This window comes from Bradyrhizobium sp. 153 (assembly GCF_023073835.1).
Lineage (GTDB): Bacteria > Pseudomonadota > Alphaproteobacteria > Rhizobiales > Xanthobacteraceae > Bradyrhizobium.
Genome location: NZ_JADPKH010000053.1, coordinates 300,826 through 319,981, shown reverse-complemented (window position 1 = coordinate 319,981; position 19,156 = coordinate 300,826). Strand labels below are relative to the sequence as shown.

General features: G+C 64.4%; 16 protein-coding genes and 1 pseudogene. 8 read left to right on the top strand and 9 right to left on the bottom strand.

Annotation, left to right across the window (positions count from 1 at the left end; genetic code table 11):
- Positions 1–331 precede the first annotated feature (331 nt).
- Entirely contained in the window at positions 332–1,615 is a 1,284-nt protein-coding gene (locus IVA91_RS14265) for a flavin-dependent oxidoreductase (protein WP_247279637.1), read from the bottom strand.
- Between the two features lie 128 nt (positions 1,616–1,743).
- On the opposite strand from IVA91_RS14265, the gene IVA91_RS14260 reads away from it, so the two are divergent.
- A complete protein-coding gene (locus IVA91_RS14260; protein WP_247279638.1) occupies positions 1,744–2,364 on the top strand; it encodes a glutathione S-transferase family protein in 621 nt (206 codons plus the stop codon).
- A gap of 88 nt (positions 2,365–2,452) precedes the next feature.
- Here the strand turns inward: IVA91_RS14260 and IVA91_RS14255 are convergent.
- A pseudogene (locus IVA91_RS14255) lies at positions 2,453–3,377 on the bottom strand (LysR family transcriptional regulator).
- A gap of 92 nt (positions 3,378–3,469) precedes the next feature.
- Between IVA91_RS14255 and IVA91_RS14250 the strand changes: the two are divergent.
- The 3 genes from IVA91_RS14250 (at position 3,470) to IVA91_RS14245 (ending at position 6,419) form a co-directional block, all read left to right on the top strand.
- Positions 3,470–3,913 carry a nuclear transport factor 2 family protein gene (locus tag IVA91_RS14250; RefSeq protein ID WP_247279639.1) on the top strand — a complete coding sequence of 148 codons (444 nt, stop codon included), beginning with the start codon at positions 3,470–3,472 and terminating at the stop codon, positions 3,911–3,913.
- Between the two features lie 86 nt (positions 3,914–3,999).
- Positions 4,000–4,134, top strand: coding sequence for a DUF1127 domain-containing protein (locus IVA91_RS36820; RefSeq protein WP_247279679.1), 135 nt, complete (start codon positions 4,000–4,002; stop codon positions 4,132–4,134).
- 275 nt (positions 4,135–4,409) lie between these two features.
- Positions 4,410–6,419 carry a methyl-accepting chemotaxis protein gene (locus IVA91_RS14245; protein WP_247279640.1) on the top strand — a complete coding sequence of 670 codons (2,010 nt, stop codon included), beginning with the start codon at positions 4,410–4,412 and terminating at the stop codon, positions 6,417–6,419.
- A 58-nt stretch (positions 6,420–6,477) separates the two neighbouring features.
- Here IVA91_RS14245 and IVA91_RS14240 read toward each other — a convergent pair whose 3' ends face one another.
- From IVA91_RS14240 to IVA91_RS14230, 3 genes are all read right to left on the bottom strand, one after another.
- Positions 6,478–7,158, bottom strand: coding sequence for a glutathione S-transferase family protein (locus tag IVA91_RS14240; protein WP_247279641.1), 681 nt, complete (start codon positions 7,156–7,158; stop codon positions 6,478–6,480).
- A 130-nt stretch (positions 7,159–7,288) separates the two neighbouring features.
- Positions 7,289–7,615 carry a hypothetical protein gene (locus IVA91_RS14235; protein ID WP_247279642.1) on the bottom strand — a complete coding sequence of 109 codons (327 nt, stop codon included), beginning with the start codon at positions 7,613–7,615 and terminating at the stop codon, positions 7,289–7,291.
- A gap of 190 nt (positions 7,616–7,805) precedes the next feature.
- Positions 7,806–8,936 carry a site-specific DNA-methyltransferase gene (locus tag IVA91_RS14230; protein ID WP_275996481.1) on the bottom strand — a complete coding sequence of 377 codons (1,131 nt, stop codon included), beginning with the start codon at positions 8,934–8,936 and terminating at the stop codon, positions 7,806–7,808.
- Positions 8,937–9,354: 418 nt separating this feature from the next.
- Here IVA91_RS14230 and IVA91_RS14225 point away from each other — a divergent pair, with 418 nt between their 5' ends.
- Complete coding sequence (locus IVA91_RS14225; protein WP_247279644.1) at positions 9,355–10,293, top strand: neutral zinc metallopeptidase; 939 nt, start codon at positions 9,355–9,357, stop codon at positions 10,291–10,293.
- Between the two features lie 107 nt (positions 10,294–10,400).
- Entirely contained in the window at positions 10,401–10,964 is a 564-nt protein-coding gene (gene moaB, locus IVA91_RS14220; protein ID WP_247279645.1) for a molybdenum cofactor biosynthesis protein B, read from the top strand.
- Positions 10,965–11,152: 188 nt separating this feature from the next.
- On the opposite strand, the gene IVA91_RS14215 is transcribed toward moaB, so the two are convergent.
- Together IVA91_RS14215 and IVA91_RS14210 are read right to left on the bottom strand one after the other, a co-directional pair.
- Complete coding sequence (locus IVA91_RS14215) at positions 11,153–12,082, bottom strand: helix-turn-helix domain-containing GNAT family N-acetyltransferase (protein WP_247279646.1); 930 nt, start codon at positions 12,080–12,082, stop codon at positions 11,153–11,155.
- A gap of 62 nt (positions 12,083–12,144) precedes the next feature.
- Positions 12,145–12,720 carry a glycosyl transferase gene (locus IVA91_RS14210; protein ID WP_247279647.1) on the bottom strand — a complete coding sequence of 192 codons (576 nt, stop codon included), beginning with the start codon at positions 12,718–12,720 and terminating at the stop codon, positions 12,145–12,147.
- 321 nt (positions 12,721–13,041) lie between these two features.
- Between IVA91_RS14210 and IVA91_RS14205 the strand changes: the two genes are divergently transcribed.
- Complete coding sequence (locus IVA91_RS14205; RefSeq protein WP_247279648.1) at positions 13,042–13,881, top strand: RMD1 family protein; 840 nt, start codon at positions 13,042–13,044, stop codon at positions 13,879–13,881.
- A gap of 263 nt (positions 13,882–14,144) precedes the next feature.
- Here the strand turns inward: IVA91_RS14205 and IVA91_RS14200 are convergent, their stop codons facing one another.
- Positions 14,145–15,341, bottom strand: a complete 1,197-nt coding sequence (locus IVA91_RS14200; RefSeq protein ID WP_247279649.1) for an acetate/propionate family kinase — start codon at positions 15,339–15,341, stop codon at positions 14,145–14,147.
- Positions 15,342–15,345: 4 nt separating this feature from the next.
- On the bottom strand, positions 15,346–17,760 hold the full coding sequence (locus IVA91_RS14195; protein WP_247279650.1) for a phosphoketolase family protein: 2,415 nt from the start codon (positions 17,758–17,760) through the stop codon (positions 15,346–15,348).
- Between the two features lie 209 nt (positions 17,761–17,969).
- On the opposite strand from IVA91_RS14195, the gene IVA91_RS14190 reads away from it, so the two are divergent.
- Positions 17,970–19,145: a PA0069 family radical SAM protein gene (locus tag IVA91_RS14190; protein WP_247279651.1), complete on the top strand. Its 1,176-nt coding sequence runs from the start codon at positions 17,970–17,972 to the stop codon at positions 19,143–19,145.
- Positions 19,146–19,156: the final 11 nt, after the last annotated feature.

Below are 19,156 nucleotides of genomic sequence, written 5' to 3'. Positions count from 1 at the left end.
GGTCTCCTTCCAAGCCATCGGCAAGCCCTCCTTGCCGAATAGTTGACCTGTTACCCATGTCGCCGGTCTAGTCTGTTACCCATGTAGCCGGTTTGGACCCACTTCCCTTCTCCCCTTGTGGGAGAGGGTGGCAAAGGCCGCCTCCGGCGGCCGTCCTTAAAAGACGCCGAAGCGAAGCTTCGGCTTTGGCGCCGGATGAGGGGTATCTCTCCGCGAACTCAAATCGCGTGAACGCGCGGAGAGAACCCCTCACCCAAGTGAGTCTGTGTCTACCGGCGAGTTGCCCTCTCCCACACGGGGCGAGGGCACACTCATGCGCACTCGCTTTGAGCTAGCGCATACCGACCCGCTTCGCGTCCTTGCTCACGATTGCCGGCTTGGCGTTCAGCGCCTCGACCTGGAAACCCGCGACGCGCTTGTAGTTGGCGGCGATGTCTTCCAGCTCCTGCTGCGACAGCACGTCGGTGACGACCTCAAAGCCGTCGGGCGCGCGCTCCTCGACCAGCTGCATCACCTGCTCGGGGCCGTTCTTGCGGTTGAGCAGGACGAGGTCGGTGGTCGCGGGCCTGCGCTCGGCCTCATAGGCGAGCAGCGCTGCCTGCGTCGGTCCATGCGCCAGGATTTCACGCGTGATGACGCGGGCATCGAGGATCGCCTGCGAGGCGCCGTTCGATCCGATCGGATACATGGGATGAGCGGCATCGCCCATCAGCGTGACACGGCCGAACGTCCATTGCGACACCGGATCACGGTCGACCAGCGGATATTCGTAGGCGTGCGGGCAGTTCTTGATCAGGCCGGGCACGTCGAGCCAGTCGAACCGCCAGCTCTCGAACCAGGGCAGAAATTCCTCCAGCCGCGCCGTGCGGTTATAGTCCTCGCGGCGCCATTGATAGGTCGGCGGCATGTGGCGCTCGGCGACCCAGTTGATGAGGTGATTGCCCGCCGCATCCGGCTCTTTCGAGATCGGGTAGCAGACGAATTTCAGGATCTCATGGCCGGCCATGATCATGGTGCGGCCGGTGAGGAAGGCCTTCGCCGGCGTGACGCCCCGCCAGAGAATGCGGCCGTTCCAGATCGGCGGACCTTCGTTCGGATAGAGCTTTTCGCGCGCGGCGGAATGGATGCCATCGGCGGCGATTAGGATCGCGCCGTCGTAGCTGCCTGCGGCTTTGCCGGTCGCCCTGTCGATGAAGTCGGCGCGCACGCCACCCGCCGTCTCGGTCCAGCCGGTCAGATGATGGCTGGTGAGAATGTTCTCGCGGCCGAGCCGCTCGACCGCAGTGTCGAGCAGGAGCTGCTGGAGCGTGCCGCGATGGATCGAGAATTGCGGCCATTTGTAGCCGGCCTCTAGCCCGCGCGGCTCGCTCCAGATCGGCTTGCCATGCTTGGAAAAATAGGCGAGCTCGCGGGTGCGCACGCCGCTGGCGTCGAGCTTTTCCATCAGTCCGAGCTCGATCAGCTCGCGCACCGCATGCGGCAGCACGTTGATGCCGACGCCGAGCGGCTTCAATTCCGCGACGCTCTCGAACACTTTTACGGGAACGCCGATTCCGTGCAGGCTGAGCGCAAGCGTCAGCCCGCCGATGCCGCCACCGGCGATGAGTACCGTCATGACAAACCCCCTCCTGTTGCCGGCGTCTTGGCACAGGCGGGCGGCGGTGGGCAACTGCGAAGAGGGTATCGTGCTATGGACGTGGGGGCCGGCAGCCGTTAATTTCCAGCTTTCCCACGAGGTCCGACATGCTCAAGCTCTACTACGCCACTGGCACCTGCGCGCTCGCCACCTACATCACCTTAGAGGAGGCCGGCGCCGACTACACGGCCGAACGGCTGAGCTTCAAAGATAACCAGCAGAACAGCCCGGACTATCTCGCCATCAATCCGAAGGGCCGCGTGCCGGCGCTGGTGACCGATCGCGGCGTCCTGACCGAGACGCCGGCGATGCTGGCCTACCTCGCGCAGACCTTCCCCAAGGCGAAGCTCGCGCCGCTCGACGATCCATTCGACTTCGCCCAGGTGCAGTCGTTCAACTCCTATCTCTGCTCGACCGTACACATCAACCATGCCCACAAGATGCGCGGTCCGCGCTGGGCGACGCAGGAGAGCTCGTTCGCCGACATGAAGGCGATGGTCCCGAAGACCATGGGCGCCTGCTTCTCCCTGATCGAGCAGAAGATGTTTCGGGGCCCTTGGGTGATGGGCGAGCAGTACACGATCTGCGATCCCTATCTCTACACCCTCTCGACCTGGCTCGAAGGCGACAGCGTCGACATCAACGCGACGCCGAAGATCGCGGATCACTTCAAGCGCATGTCCGACCGCCCCGCCGTGCGCAAGGTAATGGAGGCGCAGAAGGCATAAGCGGCCTTGTTGGGTGGGCAAAGGCGCGAAGTGCCGTGCCCACCCATTTCCAAGCCGCGAGATGGTGGGCACCTTCGCTTTGCCGACCCTACGGGAGCTTGCGCTTGGCTTTCTCCAACTCCCGTCCGGTGTCCAGCATCAGCCGCCGCAGCCAGACCGATCCCGGGTCCATCTGCGCGCGGGTCGGATGGAACATGAACTGCTCGTCGATGCCGGGGTCGAGCGGCGGCGTCACCGTGACGAGGCCGAGCTGGCTCGACAGCGCCGCGATCAGCCGGCGCGGCACGAAGGCGACGAGGTCGGTGCGGGCGGCGACGTGCAGGGCTTCGAGGTATCCAGGCACGACCAGCGAGACGTGCCGCTCGATGCCTTTGCTGCGCAGCCAGGTATCGATCAGATCCTCGCTCTGGCCGCGGATGATCACGCCGACATGACGCGCAGCTAGGAACGCCGAGCGGCGCTTCAGCTTCGCCCCCATGGGATGGCCGCGCCGCACCGCCAGCGCATCGCTGTCGGTGTAAAGCAGCTGGCGGTGAAATCCCTTGAAGGCGTTGCCGATCGAGATCACGAGGTCGATGGTGCGGGCGAACTCGGCGTGGAAGATCGCAGGTCCCCGCCATGGCACGATTTCGATGCGGACATTGGGCGCAAGGCGCGTCACCTTCTCCATCAGCGGCGGCATCAACAGCTCGACCGCAAGGTCCGGCATCATCAGGCGAAATTGCCGTTCGCTACGCGCCGCGTCGAAGTCCTCAGGCACGAACAATCCACGCACCTGGTCGAGCGCGTGGGCCAGCGGTGCGCGGAGCGCCTCGGCCCGTAGTGTCAGCTCCATGCGCGCGCCGGTACGCACCAAAAGCGGATCGCCAAAGATGTCACGCAGGCGCTGGAGCGCATGGCTCGCCGCCGGTTGCGACAGGCCCGATCCGGAGTGCGGCGCGGCTGACATTGGCCTCGCGCAGCAATGCATCGAGAGCGGTCAGGAGGTTGAGGTCAAGCGAATTCAAATTCATGAGGTGAATAGATATCATATTAGCTATCGATTTGAAGAATTGTATTCGGCCGGCGATGATCTTCCCCGATGTCACCACAAGGAGATGCCGCCATGAGCGCGAGCGCTAACAAGAAACTGATGCAGGATATCTTTGCCGCCGCCGCCAACCCTGATCCCGCAGCGCGCGACCGCGCGCTGTTCGCCGCGAGCCTTGCCGACGACGCCAAATGGGTCGTGACCGGGCAATATTCCTGGTCGCGCACCTTCGCAGGCAAGGAGGCGATCCTCAACGATCTGCACGGCTATGTCCGCACCCGCCTGCGTGACCGCACGCGCACGGTCGCCCACCGCTTCATTGCCGATGGCGATATCGTCGTGGTGGAAGCCAAGGGCGACAACGTCACGCCCGAAGGTGTCCGTTACGACAACGACTATTGTCTCGTGTTTCGCCTGGAGGACGGCAAGATCAAGGAGATCCGGGAATATTGCGACTCAGTCCTGACCGAGAAGGCGCTCGGTCCTTTTCCCCAAGCGGGCATGAGGGCGGCGAGCTGAGTGGATTGAGCCGCGTCACCTCCGCCGGCCGATGTCGTCCGCCACAGCCGATAACGATCGTGCAGACCTGGCAGGCGCTGGTCGAAATGGCCCGCCTCAGGCGCGAGCGGTCTCAGGCACGATCTCAGCTCGCCGCCATGACCGAACGGGAGCTTCAGGACTGTGGGATAACCCGGGCAGAGATCGCCTACGAGCTGAAGAAGCCTGTCCGGCGGAAATAGAGAGAGCGCGTCCAGGGCATCCCATGCAGCGATCTGCAAGCCGGTGCGGGACGCACGCCAGAACCTTGCGCAACTGCCGACAAAATCGGCAGTTGCGTCGGCGTTGCCGCGGCTCGGCGTGAAAAATTGGAAGGTTCAATTAACGAGTGTCCCCCATTGTGTCGCGGTGCAGCGTGAGTCGCAAAGACGCGACGCGCGGCTGCCAGGGTGGCCGGTGACGATCGCCGGAATTGTTCGGCCGCTCGAAGTGAAATGCATCTGGGTGGACAGTGGGAATGCCGAAGTTTCGTTTGCGGATCAGGGGACGCCTGTACGCAGGCTTCATGGCCCTTGTGGCGGTCGGTCTGGTGATGGCGGTGGTCGCCGTCTGGAATTTGCGGGCGGTGCAGGATCAGGTCGCAAGACAATCCGCGCTCTCGGACAGCACGGCGCGGGTGCTGGAGATATCGGCCCATCTTCAGGCGATTCAGCGCGCCAATCTGCGTTACGTCTACGACGCCAACGAGCCGGCGATGAAGGAGGCGCAAGAGCGGGAGACCGCGGCGACCGAGCTGTTGCAGGTCGGGGCGAAGGGAACGCGCTCGGAGGAGCGGCGAGCGCTCTACAACGGCCTCATCGACGACATCGCCAAAATGCGACGGCTGCGTGACAATCTCGGAGACGCCGTCAACGAGGCAAGAACGGGCAAGGCGACGCTGCTGCCGAGCGGGGAGGAGCTGGCCGTCAAGATGGGCAAGCTGGTCGATGCGGCGCGCGCCTCGGCCGACGAGGACACCGCAGCGCTGGTCGCGGACCTCGAATCCAGAATCCTCCTTGTCCGGGTCGCAAACTGGCGTTTTCTGGCCGTGCGTGACGCGCAGGGGCCGGCGAATTTCAGGGCGAGCGTGGACAGGGCAGCGCAACGGCTCGCGGCGATCGAGAAAAGCCCACAGGCGACGGACTTGCGCGCCACGCTCGCGCCGGTGAAGACCTCGCTCGGAATCTACAAATCCGCGTTCGAGACGACATCGGCCGCGATGCTTCAGGCCGACGAGATCTATCACAAGAATCTCGCGCCCCTCATCGTCGATAGTATCGCCAGGCTCAAGGCCGCGGAAGCGACGCTGAAGAAAGACTATCAGGAATCGCGTAACCATGCCGAAGCTGTGATCGCCGGCACGACGACCATTCAGGAGATCGCCGGCGGCCTCGCCATCCTGTTCGGCGGCATCGTCGCCTTCCTGATCGCCCGCAGCATCGTCGGGCCCCTCACCTCGATGACGCGCGCGATGGGGCGGCTGGCCGGCGGCAATCTCGATGTCGACATTCCCGGGAGCGGCAAGGCGGACGAGATCGGCGACATGGCCAAAGCGATCCAGGTATTCAAGGACAACATGATCGACACCGAGCGCATGCGCGCAGAGCAGGCCGAACTCGAGGCGCGGCAGGCCGAAAACCGCAAGAAAGACATGGTCAGGCTTGCCGACCAGTTCGAGCGGGCCGTCGGCGAGATCGTCAACACAGTGTCATCGGCGTCGAACGAGCTGGAAGCGTCCGCCGGCACGCTGACCACGACCGCCTCGCGCGCCCAGGATCTGTCGACTGAAGTGGCGTCCGCATCGCAGGAAGCCACCGCCAACGTGCAGGCGGTCGCCTCCGCCACCGAGGAGCTGTCCTCGTCGGTCAGCGAGATCGCCCGCCAGGTGCAGGAATCCGCCCGCATCGCGGGTGAGGCCGTGGGTCAGGCGAGCAGGACCAATGACCGTGTCGGCGAGCTCTCCAAGGCGGCCGCTCGGATCGGCGATGTCGTCGAGCTGATCAGCACGATCGCCGGGCAAACCAATCTCCTCGCACTCAACGCCACCATAGAGGCTGCGCGCGCGGGCGAGGCCGGCCGCGGCTTTGCCGTCGTCGCGTCCGAGGTCAAGGCGCTCGCGGAGCAGACGGCGAGGGCGACCGGCGAGATCGGCCAGCAGATTGCCAACATCCAGGGCGCTACCGAGCAATCGGTCGGCGCCATCAGGGAGATCAGCGGCACCATCGAGCGGCTGTCGGAGATTTCCTCGGCGGTCGCCGCCGCCGTGGAAGAGCAGGGCGCCGCCACGCAGGAAATCTCCCGCAACGTGCAGCAGGCCGCGCACGGGACCCAGCGCGTCTCGACCAATATCGGCGACGTGCAGCGCGGGGCGTCCGAGACCGGTTCGGCCTCCTCGCAGGTGCTCTCGGCGGCGCGCTCGCTATCGGCGGACAGCAACCGCTTGAAGGTCGAGGTCGCCAGGTTCCTGAACTCGGTCCACGCCGCCTGAGTCGCAAAAGCACGAGGCCACGCGCATGCGCGTGGCCTCATGGACCGGCGCGGCGCGATCAGGCCACTTTCGCCGTCATGTGCTTGAACATGTTGGCGCGGGCCTCGTCGTCCATCTCGGCCTTGAAGGTGAACTTGTCCTTCAACGCGATGGCACGCGCAGCCGCGGGGCGCGCTGAGATCTCGTCCACCAGCCGCTTCACATTCGGGTATCGCGCAAAGGCGTCGTCGCCAAGCTTGAACGGCACCATCCGCGCCCAGCCCCACAGCGCCATGTCGACGATCGAATAGTCGTCGCCGGCCATGTAGCGACGGTCTTTGAGGTGAGCGTCGACAACCCTGTAGTGGCGATCGGTCTCATACTGGTAGCGGTTGTGGGCGTAGTCGTGGTTCTGGTCCTTCGGCGCAAAATGCTTGAAGTGCACGGCCTGGCCCGAATAGGGGCCGACACCGGTTGCCACGAACATCAGCCAGGACAGGAGTTCGGCGCGATTGGCGGGCAGGAATTTGCCGGTCTTCTCGGCGAGATAGAGCAGGATGGCGTTGCTGTCGAAAACGATGGTGCCGCCGTCGTCGATCGCCGGCACCTTGGCATTCGGATTGATCTTGAGAAATTCCGGCGTGAATTGCTCGCCCTTGCGGGTGTCGATCGCGATGGGCTCGAACGGCAGTCCGGCCTCCTCGAGGAACAGCGCGACCTTGGTCGGGTTCGGCGATCCGTTGAAGTAGAATTTGAGCATCGATCATCTCCCCAGGGGTTCGTTGCCGAGAGCGGCGCCGCATCATTGCCGCGAGGCCGCTTTGTCTGACCCGAACCATGCGGATGCGCAACCGGCGAGTTTGCCGGGCGGTATCTGCGCGCGGCGCAGATCAGCCGGCGCAGACCAGCCCGATCGCCGCCGTAATGACCATCGCCGCGCCGACCGCTTCCAGGCGCAGCCCGAGCTTGGTCGCGAGATGCATGTCGGAGGCCCGCGCCTTGCGCTCCGATCCGCGCGCGTAGCCGTGCACGATGACATCGTGGTTGAAGTTGTCGTGGGCCTCGTTGCTGCTGGCAAGCCCGACGCAGACCACGAGCACTCCGAACAAGGCGAGGCCGAAAAATCCCAACAGTGCGATCAGGAACATCGGAAACATGCCGAGCAGGAAGATCGGCAGCAGCGGCACCAGCAGCAATGTCTCGGACTGTCGTCGCATGGGATCCGGACCAGGACGGGGTGCGATGTGCTGATCCTAGTCCTGACAGCGGGCGCGTTCAACTACGCTCGTCATGCCGAGGGGCGCGAAGCGCGGGCCGGGAATCCATCGTACAACGGGGGCACGGGGGCCAATGGATTCCGGGTTCGCGCCAAGAGGCGCGCCCCGGAATGACCATCGAGAGGGGAAACTACTCCGCCGCCATGCCGGCGCGGATCTCGGCGCGGAGCTCGTCGATCAGCTTGAGGCCCTTCTTGGTCTCGACGTGCCAGAAAGTCCAGCCGTTGCACGCGGCCGAGCCTTGCGCCACGGCGCCGATGCGGTGGATCGAGCCGACCTTGTCCCCTAACGTGATGGCGCCGTCGGCGCGCACGAGAGCGCCGAGCTTCTTCTTGGCGTCGAACAGCTTCGTGCCGGGCATGATCATGCCGCGCTCGATCAGCTCGGAGAACGCCACCCGCGGCGCTTCGCGCGCGGTCATGAACGGGGCCAGGCTCTCTTCCGGCAGCGGCTCGACGGCCGCGATGCGGGCTTCGGCCGCCTTCGCATAGGTCTTGTCGCGTTCGAACCCGATATAGGAGCGGCCGAGACGTTTTGCGACCGCGCCGGTGGTGCCGGTGCCGTTGAAGGGATCGATCACGAGATCGCCGGGCCTGGAGGAGGACAGCAGCACACGCGCGAGCAGGCCTTCCGGCTTCTGCGTCGGATGAACTTTCTTGCCGTCGGCGCCCTTGAGGCGCTCCTCGCCGGTGCAGAGCGGAATCAGCCAGTCGGAACGCGCCTGCACGTCCTCGTTCGCAGCTTTCAGGGCCTCGTAGTTGAACGTGTAGCCCTTGGCCTTCTCGTCGCGCGCGGCCCAGATCATGGTCTCGTGCGCGTTGGTGAAACGGCGGCCGCGGAAATTCGGCATCGGGTTGGTCTTGCGCCAGACGATGTCGTTGAGGAGCCAGAAGCCGAGATCCTGCATGATGGCGCCGACGCGGAAGATGTTGTGGTAGGAGCCGATCACCCAGATTGTCGCCGACGGCTTCATCGCGCGGCGGGCGGCAAGCAGCCAGGCGCGGGTGAAATCGTCATAGGCGGAGAACGAATCGAACTTGTCCCAGTCGTCGTCGACGGCATCGACATGGGATTCGTCAGGGCGCTTGAGATCGCCCTTAAGTTGAAGATTGTAGGGCGGATCGGCAAACACGAGGTCGACCGAACCGGCCTGAAGCTTCGACATCTCGGCGACGCAATCACCGAGGATGATACGATGCGAAGGGGACTCAAAATTTGTGCGGGGCGCCCTTGCAGACGCCCCGCGACGCGACTCTACCATGACTCAAGAACTCTGACTCAGGCGACGCTGTCGGCGACGCGGGACCAAACAACCGACTGACCGTTACATTGAAGCGGCAAAGTAAAAATCGACTTAACCCGCCGCTTTCGTGAGCAGCCTCCGCATCGCCAATTGTGTGCGGGACGTCGCGCGCATTCCCCCTGTTTTACAGTGCAATTCGCGCTTCTTCGCGTCGCGGAAGCAGTCGAGGCTCCAGGAAGGCGCCAAATTTCTCTCGGAAAAAGTTGCTCGAGCCTCGGAAAAAATTGCTGGCATCGGCATGGTGTCGCACTAGGCAATTTTTGCCGGCCACGATATTGATAAAAGCAACGGAAATTTTACGTGTGTGGCGCGTTGAGCTTCAGTGGTCATGCGCGCCGCCGAACTCGAATCAGGGACCCCCAGGGGAAAAGCCGCCATGCGTTACGACGACTTCCGCCGCAGCGACGACATCGAGGATCGTCGCGACGAGGGTGGTGGGTTTGGCGGCGGAGGAGGCGGGTTCGGGCTGCCGATGGGCGGCGGCGGGCTCGGTATCGGTACCATCATCATCCTCGGCTTGGTCGGCTATGCCTTCGGCATCGACCCGCGCATCCTGATCGGCGGCGCCGAGATCCTCACCGGCGGCGGCCATGCACCGACCTACCAGACCGACCGCCAGGCGTCCTCCGGCAAGCGCGGCGCGCCGACCGACGAGATGGGCAGCATGATCTCCGGCATCCTCGGCGAGATCGACGATCGCTGGAGCGAGATCTTCCAGGCCTCCGGCCAGTCCTACACCGGCCCGAAGATCGTGCTGTTCCGCAATGCCACCAATGGCGGCCGCTGCGGCATGGCGCAATCGGCGATGGGGCCGTTCTATTGCCCGCCGGATCGCACCATCTTCCTCGACACCGGCTTCTTCCGCGAGGTCGAGACGCGCTTCCGCGGCTGCTCCGGCAAGTCCGCCTGTAACTTCACCACCGCCTACATCATCGCGCACGAGGCCGGCCATCACATCCAGAACCTGCTCGGCATCATCCCGCGCGTGACGCGGCTGCAGCAGCAGGCCGGCAGCAAGGCCGAGGCGAATGCGCTTCAGGTGAAGGTGGAATTGCAGGCCGACTGCCTGTCCGGCGTCTGGGTCAACCGCGAGGCCAAGAAGCGTCCGAACTTCCTCGAGCCCGGCGACATCGACGCCGCGCTGACCACGGCAAGCGCGATCGGCGACGATACGCTGCAGCGCCAGGCGACGGGCCGCGTCGTGCCAGATTCCTTCACCCACGGCTCGGCGGCGCAACGCAAGCAATGGTTCATGACCGGCTACCAGCAGGGCACGGTGCAGGCCTGCAACACGTTCGGTGCCGGCGCGTTGTAAGCCGTCATTCCGGGGCGCGCGTAGCGCGAACCCGGAATCCAGAAGTTGCGGCGCGAGGTTCCGGGTTCTCGCTCCGCGAGCCCCGGAACGACGAGCGAGAGTGAAGAATGGCCTCCATCGACGAAACAAAACAGTTCATCCCGCTCAACATCGCGGTGCTCACCGTGTCCGACACGCGCGCCCTCGCCGACGACAAGTCGGGCCAGACGCTCGCCGAGCGCCTTACCGCCGCCGGCCATCAGCTCGCCGCGCGCGAGATCGTCACCGACGACATCGAGGCGATCCGCAGCGTGGTCCGCGGCTGGATTGCGGATGCCGGCATAGACGTCGTCATCACCACCGGCGGCACCGGATTCACCGGGCGCGACGTCACGCCGGAGGCGATCGAGCCGTTGTTCGAGAAGCGCATGGACGGCTTCTCGATCGCATTCCACATGCTGAGCCATGCCAAGATCGGTGCGTCGACGATCCAGAGCCGCGCTACTGCGGGCGTTGCGGGGGCGACCTACATCTTCTGCCTGCCCGGCTCCCCCGGCGCCTGCCGAGACGGCTGGGACGGCATCCTTGCCGCGCAGCTCGACTACCGCACGCGTCCCTGCAATTTCGTTGAGATCATGCCGCGGTTGGACGAGCACTTGCGCCGGCCGAAAGCGCAGGGAGCGACGGTGTAGCCATACTTTCTTCCCTTCTCCCCTTGTGGGAGAAGGTGGCGCGAAGCGCCGGATGAGGGGTATCTTTCCGCACGGCGTGCCCAGAGAGATACCCCTCACCCAAGCGAGCCCGTGTCTGACAGTTGACATGCCCTCTCCCGCAAGGGGCGAGGGCATCATTTATGCGCACCTCGCTTGCTGCAAGAGCGTTATAGATCCAGCTCCCACGTCTCGCCGACCAGATCGGCACCGAAGCTGTGGTGCTTCTCTTCCTTCACGAGCTTGAAGCCTGCACTTTGATAGATGCTCCGCGCGGCCACGAGGATGCTCTGCGTCCACAGTGTCATCTTGCTATAGCCCCTCTCGCGCGCGCCTTGGATGCATTGTTCGACCAGCGCGCGGCCGACGCCGAGCCCTCGCGCCTTCTTCTCCACCTGCAACAGGCGCAGCTTGGCGATCTCATCGGTGGCCTTGACCAGAAAGATCGAGCCGACCGGCTCGCCACCCACCTCCGCGATCCAGCAGTGCTCGCGCGCGGCGTCGTAGTTCTTGATGAACTCTGCGCAGATCTCGGCGACCAGCGCCTCGTAGCTGATGTCCCAATTATAGTCCGCGGCATAGGCGGCGGCCTGCCGGGAGATGACCCAGCCCATGTCACCGACGCGATGGCTGCGCAGCATGAAAGGCGCGGGCTGGCTTCGACGTTGCTCCAGCACGGCCTCAATGGTCGCCATGGCCTGCGTAAGACGCGCTGCATCGCTGGCCGAAACCTGAGCCAGCATTGCGGCGACCTCATTTTGCGAGCTCAGGTTCAGCTTGGCGAAGGCCTGGCGCCCTTTGGCGGTGAGGCTGAGCTGGTATTGCCTGCGATCTGCGGGCAGGGGCTTTCGCGTGATCAGCCCCTTTTCGTCGAAGCTTTGTATGATGCGGCTGAGATAGCCGGGATCGAGACCAAGCTCGTTTCCGATCTCTTTGGCCGCCAGGTCGTCGCGATGCGCGAGTTCATAGAGTACCCGGGCCTCGCTGAGCGAAAATGGGCTTTTTCCAAGGTGCTGGTCGAGCACACCAAGCTTGCGGGTATAGAAGCGGTTGAAGGCGCGGACCGCTGCAATGTGGTCGTCGGTAGCGGCAATTGACATGGGTCACCTCGATACTTGCCATTGTCAAACAATTGTTTGACTTTGACAAGTATCGGGTGGCTTCAGCCGACCATGACGATCCGGCTGCGCAGCATGGTCCGGGACGAGCGGCCGAGCCGCCGGAGTAGCCGTGCCTCGGAACGGCGGGCCTGCGGCGAGTAGCCGCCGATCCGGTCGTAGTGATCACGTGCGATCAAAAGCCCCTGATCGCCGAGCGGCCCGACGAGCTTGCGCGCCACGGCGCGGAAAATGTCGCGGAGCCCGGTATCGGCGTAGGGCGAGCGCGCATAGCGAAACACCGCCGCGCGATCGCGGCCGCTGCTCGAGACGGCCTGGATGAACTGGGTGGTCTCCTCGATCCAGCCGGTTTCCAGCACCGCGCCGGCGGGGAGGAACATCAGCCATGGCGACCGGGCCTGGAGGGCGCCGGCGGCGCGCGCGGCGCCTTGCGAAGATCCCTCGAAGCCGATGAAGCGGCAACCTGCGACATCGGCGACGCGCTCGATGACACCGTTGCCGGTGCCATCGACCAGGAGCACTTCCCGGATGACGCCGGCCGCGGCGCCGGGGACGAGCGCGGCCAGCGTTGCGACTGCCGTCTGCTCGACGCCTTCGGTCGGAATGATGACGCTCAGCATGATTGAAGCTTTAATATCTGCACTTCGGAAGAAGCGTAGCTGTTCATGATGTTGTCATAAACACGTGGCGTTGCCGAGTGCAACTTTTCGGCGGGTTTCGGCATGCAATGGTAAACCCGCCACCGCCCAAATGTGTCGCGTGCGGGATGGTATTATTGTTGAATGTTTCGGCACAAGCTCATCCGGGCCGTATTAACCCGGAGCGATATTGCGCCGCGCAGGGCAGTTCGCAATCGTCCAGTTGAGGATCGGCTGCAACCAGCCGCCGAACGGGAAAGATGTGCGACTTGGGTGCCGATTGGGTGCTGACGGAGGCTTCGCATGAACGCCGATCAACTCGCTGTCAACACGACGGCAGCAACGCCGAAGCAGGACGCCGCGCCGACCCTGCGGGTTCGCGCCCTGATGCTGGGCGACCGCATCAATGCCTCCGGCCTCGAGATCGGCACACTGGTGTCCTCGACGCCGGCCGCCTTTCGCGTCCATGCCGGGCTTGTCGTGATCTTCCGCTATGGCGTCGTGGTGCTGATCGGACTTCTGCCCTCCGAGGAGAAGGTGCTGATCGACAGCCTGAAGCCGCGGGTGATCGGCGAGTTCAGTCCGTATGAGGAAGAGACCGCGCAGGCGCAGCTCTGCAAGGACGAAAATGCCGAGGCGATCCAGCCCGGCGGACCGATTTGCCTCGCCAAATTTTCCGACGACCGGCTACTCCTGATCGCGGATGCGCTCGCCAAGAGCACGTCGCTGGCCCGCGACGAGCGGCGCGTCGCCGCGGTCTTCGACGTGATCGAGCCGTTTGCGCGGGAGCTCGCCGAGCGCGGCCGTACACCGCGCCGGCGCAAAGGTATATTGCGGCTGATCGGCAACGCGCTTCTCGTCCAGCAGCGTGTCGCGGGCCGTGTTGCCGTCGCCGAAAAACCCGACGTGCTCTGGGAGAAGCCCGAGCTCGACCGGCTCTATGCCCGTCTTGAGGACGAGTATGAGCTGAAGGAGCGCCTCGACACACTCGAGCGCAAGCTCACGGCGGTGTCGGAGACCGCCAACGCGCTGACCGACATCATCGACACCCAGCGCTCGCTCCGCCTCGAAATTGCGGTGGTGGTGCTGATCGTGATCGAGGTCGCGATCGGGTGCTTCCAGATCTGGTCGGGGACGCATTAGAAATGAGAGCGAGATGCGCGTGACTGCGCCCTCTCATCTTGTGAGAGAGGGCAGCGCCGCTGGTCGGCACAGCTCACTTGCAAGCTCACTTGCAAACTCACTTGGGTGAGGGGTTCTCCCCACGCTCGCCGGTGCGTTGTGATGCGCTGCTTTACCGCATTCTTCGTCATTGCGAGCGAAGCGAAGCAATCCAGTGTCCCGCCGAAGAGCCAGTCTGGATTGCTTCGCTTCGCTCGCAACGACGGATTGACGGTCATCAAGGGCTAATCCGATGCGCCCTCTATTATCTGCAGCGCCGCCGCACAATGCCGCGCGATCGTGAGTTCCTCATTCGTTGGAATGATGAACACCTCAATAGCGCTATCGCCCCGGCTGATGCGCTCGCGCGCGGCATCATTCGCACCGGCATCGATCCGCATGCCGAGCCAGGCGAGGCGTTCACCAATTGCGAACCGGATTTCCTTCGCATGCTCGCCGATGCCGCCGGTGAAGATCAGGCAGTCCAACCCTCCAAGCGTAGTCGCCAGCATGACGATCTGCTGCGTCGCGCGGAGCACGAAGAGATCGACCGCCTCCCGCGCCGCGGCCTCGCTGCTCGCGAGCAGCGTGCGCATGTCCGCGGAGATGCCGGAGACGCCGAGCAGGCCTGACTCATGATAGAGCAAATGCTGAAGGTCGTCGGCCGGCATGTTCTCGTGCTGTTGCAGATAGAGCAGCACGCCGGGATCGATCGTGCCGCAGCGCGTGCCCATCACGAGGCCGTCGAGCGGCGTCAGCCCCATCGTGGTGTCGATGCTGCGGCCCTCGTGCAGCGCGCACAGGCTCGCGCCATTGCCGAGATGGGCGATGACGGTGCGCTTTGCGATGAGCTGCGGCGCGATTGCCGCGAGGCGGCCCGCGACATATTCGAAGGAGAGGCCGTGAAACCCGTAGCGCCGCACGCCGCGCTCCTCATAGCGCCTCGGAATGGCGAAGCGGCGCGCGGGCGGCGACAGGCTGTGGTGGAAGGCGGTATCGAAACAGGCGATCTGCGTCAGACCGGGGCGGGTCGCCTGGATGATGCGGATCGGCTCCAGGCAACGCGGCTGGTGCAGCGGGGCCAGCGGGGTCAGCGCCTCCAGCTTGGCATAGACGTCGTCCGTCAGCGCGACGGGTCCGGAGTAGTCCGGCCCGCCGTGGACGATGCGGTGGCCGATGGCGCGCAGGCGATGCTCGCCGAAATGCTGGTCTACGAAGGTCAGCACGTCGGCGAACAGATGACCGCTGTCCGTATCCGACGCGTCCCTTCGCGTCTCGAACAGCTTCTCGCCCGCCGGGCGCTTCACCACGAGGCGGGGCGTTGCTTCGTGCTCGTCGAGCAAGCCGTTGCAGAGCAGGCCGGGGCCGGACGCCGCCAACTCGAACAGCCCGAACTTGATGCTCGACGATCCGGAGTTGAGCACAAGGACAGTGTCCGACATGGCTTCAGTCGCCGGCTTCGGCTGGCGTGTTGCCGCCGGCGCTGTTCGGCCAGACCCAGTCGCGGACCTCAGGCATGTCCTCGCCATGCTCGCGGACGTAGCGGGAATGTTCGATCAGCTTGTCGCGGAACTGTTGCTTGACCTGCGCAGCCCTGGTCGCAAGCCCCGGCACGCGCTCGATCGCCTCGATCGCGAGATGGTAGCGGTCGAGCCCGTTGAGCACGACCATGTCGAACGGCGTCGTCGTGGTGCCTTCCTCGGCAAATCCGCGCACATGCATGCCGGTATGATTGGTGCGGTTATAAGTCAGCCGGTGAATGAGATAAGGATAGCCGTGATAGGCGAAGATCACCGGCTTGTCCGATGTGAACAGGCTGTCGAAGTCGCGGTCGGAGAGGCCGTGCGGATGCTGCGCCCGAGGTTGCAGCGTCATGAGGTCGACGACGTTGACGACGCGGATCTTCAATTCGGGCAGCGCCTTGCGCAGCAGGTCGACGGCGGCGAGCGTCTCCAGTGTCGGCACGTCGCCGGCGCAGGCCATCACGACGTCGGGCTCTGCGTTTGCCTCCTCCGTGCCCGCCCAGGTCCAGATGCCGATGCCGGCGTCGCAATGCGTAGCCGCCTCCTGCATCGACAGCCATTGCGGCGCCGGCTGCTTGCCCGCGACGATGACGTTGATGCGGTTGTAGGTGCGCAGGCAATGATCGACGATCCACAACAGCGTGTTGGTATCAGGCGGGAAATAGATGCGGACGATGTCAGCCTTCTTGTTGGCGACGAGATCGACGAAACCAGGATCCTGATGGCTGAAGCCGTTGTGGTCCTGGCGCCAGACATGCGAGGTCAAGAGATAGTTGAGCGAGGCGATCGGGCGGCGCCATGGCAGATCGCGCGTCACCTTCAGCCATTTGGCGTGCTGGTTGAACATGGAATCGACGATGTGGATGAAGGCCTCGTAGCAGGAGAAGAAGCCGTGCCTGCCGGTGAGCAGATAGCCTTCGAGCCAGCCTTGACAGAGATGCTCGCTCAGGACCTCCATGACGCGGCCGTCCTGCGCGAGATGCACGTCGTAAGATTCGGTTGGCTCCATCCAGACGCGTTCGGTTGCCTCGAACACCGCGTCTAACCGGTTTGATGCCGTCTCGTCCGGGCCCATGATGCGGAAATTGCGCGCCTCGGCGTTGAGGCGAACGACGTCGCGCAGGAATTTGCCGAGCTCGCGTGTGGCTTCCGCCACGACACCGCCGGGCTGCGGTACCTCGACAGCGAAGCTGCGGAAGTCCGGCAGCTTCAGCTCCTTCTTCAACAGTCCGCCATTGGCATGCGGATTGGTCCCCATTCGCCGCTGGCCTTCGGGCGCGAGCGCCTGAAGCTCGGGAATCAGCGCCCCGCTGGGGTCGAACAACTTGTCCGGCTCATAGCTGCGCATCCAGTCTTCGAGCACCTTCAGATGCGCCGGATTCTCGCGGCAACTCGCAACGGGCACCTGATGCGCGCGCCAAAAACCTTCGACCTTCTTGCCGTCAACCTCCTTCGGGCCGGTCCAGCCCTTGGGGCTGCGCAGCACGATCATCGGCCAGCGCGGTCGCTCGACGCTTTTGCGCCCATCGCGGGCGTGCTGCTGGATCGAGCGGATGCTGACGAGCGCGACGTCGAGCGCATCCGCCATGGCCTGGTGCATCAATTTGGGATCGTCGCCTTCGACGAACAGCGGCTCATGGCCGAGCCCGCGGAAGAGGTCGCGGATCTCTTCGTTGCGCATCCGCCCGAGCACGGTGGGGTTGGCGATCTTGTAGCCGTTGAGGTGCAGGATCGGCAGCACCGCGCCGTCATGGGCCGGGTTCAAGAACTTGTTCGAGTGCCACGACGCCGCCAGCGGGCCGGTTTCGGCCTCGCCGTCGCCGACGACGCAGGCGACGATGAGGTCGGGATTGTCGAATGCCGCGCCATAGGCGTGCACCAGCGCATAGCCGAGCTCGCCGCCCTCGTGGATCGAGCCCGGCGTTTCCGGCGCCGCGTGGCTCGGAATGCCGCCGGGGAAGGAGAACTGCCTGAACAGCTTGCGCAATCCCTCAGTATCGCGCGCGATGTCGGGATAGATCTCGCTGTAGCTGCCTTCCAGATAGGTGTTGGCAACCATGCCCGGGCCGCCATGGCCGGGACCGCAGACGTAGATCACGTTGAGGTCGAGCGCACGGATGACGCGGTTGAGGTGAGCATAGATGAAGTTCAGGCCGGGCGTCGTGCCCCAATGGCCGAGCAGGCGCGGCTTGATGTGCTCGGGCCGTAGCGGTTCGCGCAACAGCGGATTGTCGAGGAGATAGATTTGCCCGACCGAGAGATAGTTGGCGGCACGCCAGTAGCGATCGAGGAGATCGAGTTCGCTGCTCGCGGCGCGCAATTGTCGTTGATTTGTCATGTTCTTGCCGACCTTCACCCAGCGATCGTCATCAACATTGTTCCGGCGCGATTGATCCCTTCGCCATGAAACGGGATCGCCGCCCCGCCGGTGTTGCGTGAGGTCAAGGGCGCGCGCCCGAAGTTTGGGCAGCGCTACTGTGCATGGGGTTGTTTCCGCGTTTTTGCTCTTGTTCTTGATTTGTTCTGGGCGCGTGCTATGTTGGGTTCATGAGTCGAGCATCTTCTCGTGCCCTCAAGCACCCGCCGGTTACGGCGCCCTCCGAGCCGGCGGGTGCGCCTTCTGATTTTCCTGTCGATTTTCCCGAGCTTGGCGTCGCCATCGATCGCGCACGCAGGCGAGGGCGGGGCGTCCAGTCCAACGCCAGCGGCCGTTACGAGGCCGAGGCCCGCGTCGCCTTCGACGATGGCTGGCAGAGCCTGGAGGAACTGCCGCCGTTCAAGACCACGGTCGGGATCGACACCTCACGCAAGGTGATCACCCGCAACGATTCCCCCGACATCGGTTTCGACCGCTCGATCAACCCCTATCGCGGCTGCGAGCACGGCTGCGTCTATTGCTTCGCGCGGCCGACGCACGCCTATCTCGGCCTGTCTCCCGGGCTCGACTTCGAGTCCAAACTGTTTGCCAAGCCCGAGGCGGCGGCGCTGCTCGAGAAGGAACTCGCTGCCAGCGGCTACGAGCCGCGGATGATCGCGATCGGCACCAACACCGATCCCTATCAGCCGATCGAGCGCGAGCGAAAGATCATGCGAGGCATCCTAGAGGTGCTGGAGCGCGCCGGGCATCCCGTCGGCATCGTCACCAAATCGGTCCTGGTGGTGCGCGATATCGACATTCTCGCGCGGATGGCCAAGCGCAACCTCGCCAAGGTCGCGATCTCCGTCACCTCGCTCGATCCGAGGCTCGCGCGCACCATGGAGCCGCGGGCGGCGACGCCGCCGAAGCGACTGGAAGCGCTCAAGCAGCTCTCGGAGGCGGGCATTCCGACCACTGTGATGGTCGCGCCCGTGATCCCCGCGCTGAACGATTCCGAGATCGAGCGCATTCTTGATGCCGCAGCCCATGCCGGCGTCAAGGAAGCCTCCTACGTGCTGCTGCGGCTGCCGCTCGAGGTCCGCGATCTGTTTCGCGAATGGCTGATGGCGAACTATCCAGACCGCTACCGCCACGTCTTCACGCTGATCCGCGACATGCGCGGCGGCCGCGACTACGATGCGAAATGGGGCGAGCGGATGAAGGGGACCGGCCCGATGGCCTGGACCATCGGCCGTCGCTTCGAGATCGCCTGCGACAGGCTCGGCCTCAACAAGCGGCGCTCCAAGCTGACCACCGATCACTTCGCGCGGCCGAAGCGGAACGGCGATCAGCTCAGCCTGTTCTGATCGCGAAGTGG